Below are 3,736 nucleotides of genomic sequence, written 5' to 3'. Positions count from 1 at the left end.
GTGGTAGTGATACGGACCAGCGCGTCAGTCGCGCCGATATCCGGCACTGGCTTGTCTTGCAGGACAATCTGTCCGGGCTCGATAAATACCGCTGCCTTCATGTTGATCATCGCGTTCTCCTGTTCAAATTGGGTTTCCCCTAAGTGTCATGCGCCCTGGCGATCTTTCGCTAATCGCGGGGCGCGACGGGGATCGTAACCGTCCGCTGAAGGCCGTGTAGACGCGTAAGGTGAATGTATCCAGAGTAGTCACCATCAGAATTTGGTGGGGACTACTTTGGAGTCTGTGGCAAAACGGGGCGGTCGCCTGCACGGGAGCCGCAATCACCCGATTGAACTCAAACGCAGGCTGGCAGAAGCTGCGTGCGTGCCAGGCGTTGTTTCTGTTTCAAAGCTGATATGACTCCCCGTGTCAATCGAGATTGGTTTGGTTCGGTTTCACAGTTCCATGTTGTTCCTCACCCAATTTCCTGAGGGCGACGTAGCAGTAAGTCTCGACGGTGGATCACGCTGATATCCGCGGGTTGGCTACCGCATTACAGAGGTCCGCCCAATGAGCCTGCCCGCTATCTAGCGCCGCAAGTCGGATGAAATCCATTGCTTAGCTTTTTCGCGGGTTGCTCGTGTGCCGGGCTACGCCGCCTTCAGGAAACTGGTCTCACAGTAGTGACAGATAGATTGATACCGGCGCTGGGTTACGTTGTCTGTGCCTCGTTCGGTACGGCAAGCGACATCGCGAGCTGGCTGATATCCCAGATGAACCCGCTCAGTTCGCGGGCCACCGCGACCACCGCAATGTTCGGGTTCTTGCCACGTGCGGCAAGTCTCCGATAGCGCCGACACAGTCGAACCTGGGCGTCCCAGGACCGATCAACGATGGCCTTGGGGATGCCTTCGTGCCGGCGCTGGATCTCGGGGCTCACACGTGCCGGGTGCCGGTAACTCCAGGCAGCCTCGACGAGCAGCTTTCTGGCGTAGCTGTTGCCAGTCTTGGTGATGCTGCCCTGTCGTCGCTTCTCACCGGACGAGTGTTCGGCGGGCGTCACACCGAGCCAGGCCATTAGTTGGCGTGGATGCGCAAAGCGTGAGAGATCACCCAATTCGGCAAGGATGCCTATCGCTGTGGTGAACTGCACCCCGCGCATGGCCTGCAGGCCCCGTACGGCCGGGTAGAAGCGCCAGTTGGCCACCGCCTCGCGCAGGGCCGCTTCGAGACGGCTGCATTGCGCGAGCCGGTCCTCGATAGCACGTCGATATTCGTCAAAGGCAAGTTGCTGCCAGTCGCTATCGAACGCAAATGCGCTTATCCAGCGCCGGTGTGCTGGCCCCCAGTCAGCTCTGCCGGTGTAGCGGACACCGTGCGAAAGCAGAAAGGCCTTCAGCCGTTGGCGGGCGCGCTTCAGATCGTCCTTGGCGCTGACCCAGGCACGTGACAGATCCCGGAATGCTTCGTCTTCGACGCTGGGCACGTACACGGCCGAGAGGTCACCGGCGCGCAGCGATCGCACGAGCTTGACCGCATCGCGCCGATCGGTCTTGACGCGCTCGCCGGGCTTCTTCGGGATCAGCGACGGCGCGCACACCATGCACTCGAATCCCTTCCCTGCAAGCTGCCGATAAAGGCCATAGCCGCAAGGGGCCTGCCTCGTAGACGATGCGGATCCGGCGCGATTTAGACTGCAGGCGCTTGCACAGGCGATCGATATCGGCCTTCGACGTACCGATCTTGCCAAGCAGTTCGACCTCGGCCATGCCGAGTGCATAAGCAACGGTGATCGAATCCTTATGGACGTCTAAACCGACATACAAAGTGCTATCGTGTTCCATGCTGGCCTCCGCGCTGGAAATCGCCGGGTGTGGCACTGTCCACACCATGCGGCTCTGGCAGTCATGCTAACCCGCGTTTGATTCCTCACGGCGGGCCAGCCTTTGCCTCCTGGGGAGTCATACTGACTAGCGCTGGAACACGGCCTGAACGTGAACATGCTCTTTCGCTGGCGTCGCATGTATAGAGCAGGCGATTTGGGCCCGCCTGAGGTTGCGAACGACCCACTGCTGTTGCCCGTCATCGTTGAGGCACCCGCAGTCGAAGGATCGGTCGACGTGCCTCCTGTAGGAAACCAGTGCGATCAGCCGGAAGCAACGCCCACCGGGGTCATACGGTTGCAACTGGCCAAGGGGCAAGTGAGCATTGAAGGCCGGGTCGATCCGGAAGTCCTGCGCACGGTGGTGCAATGCCTGAGCCAATGATGGGGCCGCCGGCGAACACCCGAATCTGGGTTGCCGCAGGTTTTACGGACATGCGATGCGGCTTTGATGGCCTGGCGGCCAAGGTGCAGACAGTACTTCAGAAGGACCCCTTCTCGGGCCACGTGTTCATCTTCAGAGGCAAACGTGGCGATCTGCTCAAGTGCCTGTATTGGCGCGATGGCGGACTGTGCCTGTTTGCCAAACGGCTGGAACGGGGGCGCTTCGCATGGCCGCGCGCCGAAGGTGGGGTAGTAGCTTTGACGAGCGCGCAACTTGGCCTACTGCTGGAGGGATTCGATTGGCGGCAGCCCATCGATTCCGCCCGTCCTTGCAGTGCTTTGTAAACGTCTGTGACAACGCACGTGAGAGGAGATGTGGGCGCGTAAACTGCCTGCATGAACTCCAGCGACGCTTCGCTTCCGGAAGACATCGACGCCTTGAAGGCGCTCCTGCTCGCGCGCGAAGCGGCGCTGCGCGAGCGTGACAGCGACCTGGAAGATCTGCGCGACACCGTCGCGACGCTTCAGAAGACTCTCTCGGACCGAGCGCTGGAAATCGAGAGCCTGAAGCTGTGGATCGCCAAGCTCCAGCGAATGCAGTTCGGGCGCAAGTCCGAGAAGATCGATCGCCAGATCGAGCAACTGGAATTGCGCCTTGAGGATCTGCAGGCCGACGAAGGCGCGACGGCTCTCGAGACGCGCAAGCAGCGCCCCAATGACGCGGGCAAGCCTACTGGACGCAAACCGCTCCCTGATCATCTACCGCCCGAAGATATCGTCCATCAGCCCGATGATGAGTGCTGCCCGCAGTGCGGTGGAGCACTCGGCGATCTCGGCGAGCAAATCGCCGAGCAGCTCGAGTACGTGCCTGGGCATTGGCAAGTGATTCGTCATCGTCGGCCGACGAAGGCCTGCGCTTGCTGTGACTGCATCGTGCAGGCTGCCGCACCCAGCCGACCCATTGATCGCGGTATGCCGGGTCCAGGCCTGCTCGCCCATGTCCTGGTTAGTAAGTTCTGCGACCATCTCCCCCTGTACCGTCAGTCAGCGATATACGCGCGGGACGGTGTCGAATTGAGCCGATCGACTCTGGCCGGTTGGGTCGGCCAGGCCAGTGCACTACTGCGCCCAGTTTCCGTTCCTGCAATTCAGCCTCGGCATCATTGGCATAGGACTGCTCGCATTGCCCGTCCGCTGGCGACACTACTCCTCACCATCAGCCGCGCTGCTGACGACACGCCCACTATTGACCGCTACCGTACAGACATACTACGTCGCGTGTGAAAATATGCTTTGTATACACGAAAGGCTACCCGGTCGATATCGTGGGGCGTGTGTTTTCTGCCAGGGGAATACTGGCGCAACGATCAAGTCCCTTTCCGTAGCGGAAAGAGAAATAATCCAGCGCGTTTCCTGGTTGGCCGCGATCGACGCATCGCCTGGCGTCCAAGTGCGCGCAGAACTAAAGGAGAGCATCATGAACAACAT

General features: G+C 60.4%; 2 protein-coding genes and 3 pseudogenes. 3 read left to right on the top strand and 2 right to left on the bottom strand.

Annotated elements, in window-relative coordinates:
* Positions 1–110, bottom strand: a pseudogene (locus tag AC1DO7_RS40230) (NAD(P)-dependent alcohol dehydrogenase); the annotation flags it as partial.
* A gap of 584 nt (positions 111–694) precedes the next feature.
* Positions 695–1,826: pseudogene (locus tag AC1DO7_RS40225) on the bottom strand (IS110 family RNA-guided transposase).
* 150 nt (positions 1,827–1,976) lie between these two features.
* On the opposite strand from AC1DO7_RS40225, the gene AC1DO7_RS40220 reads away from it, so the two are divergent.
* From AC1DO7_RS40220 to AC1DO7_RS40210, 3 genes and pseudogenes are all read left to right on the top strand, one after another.
* A complete protein-coding gene (locus AC1DO7_RS40220; protein ID WP_441650347.1) occupies positions 1,977–2,249 on the top strand; it encodes a hypothetical protein in 273 nt (90 codons plus the stop codon).
* A complete protein-coding gene (tnpB, locus tag AC1DO7_RS40215) occupies positions 2,234–2,593 on the top strand; it encodes an IS66 family insertion sequence element accessory protein TnpB (RefSeq protein ID WP_441650346.1) in 360 nt (119 codons plus the stop codon). Before AC1DO7_RS40220 ends, tnpB begins: the two co-directional genes overlap by 16 nt.
* A gap of 51 nt (positions 2,594–2,644) precedes the next feature.
* A pseudogene (locus AC1DO7_RS40210) lies at positions 2,645–3,382 on the top strand (transposase domain-containing protein); the annotation flags it as partial.
* Positions 3,383–3,736 lie beyond the last annotated feature (354 nt).

The organism is Cupriavidus sp. 05N40 (assembly GCF_056397305.1).
The sequence above is the reverse complement of the archived record's forward strand: the minus strand, read 5'-3'. Positions and strand labels throughout refer to the sequence as shown.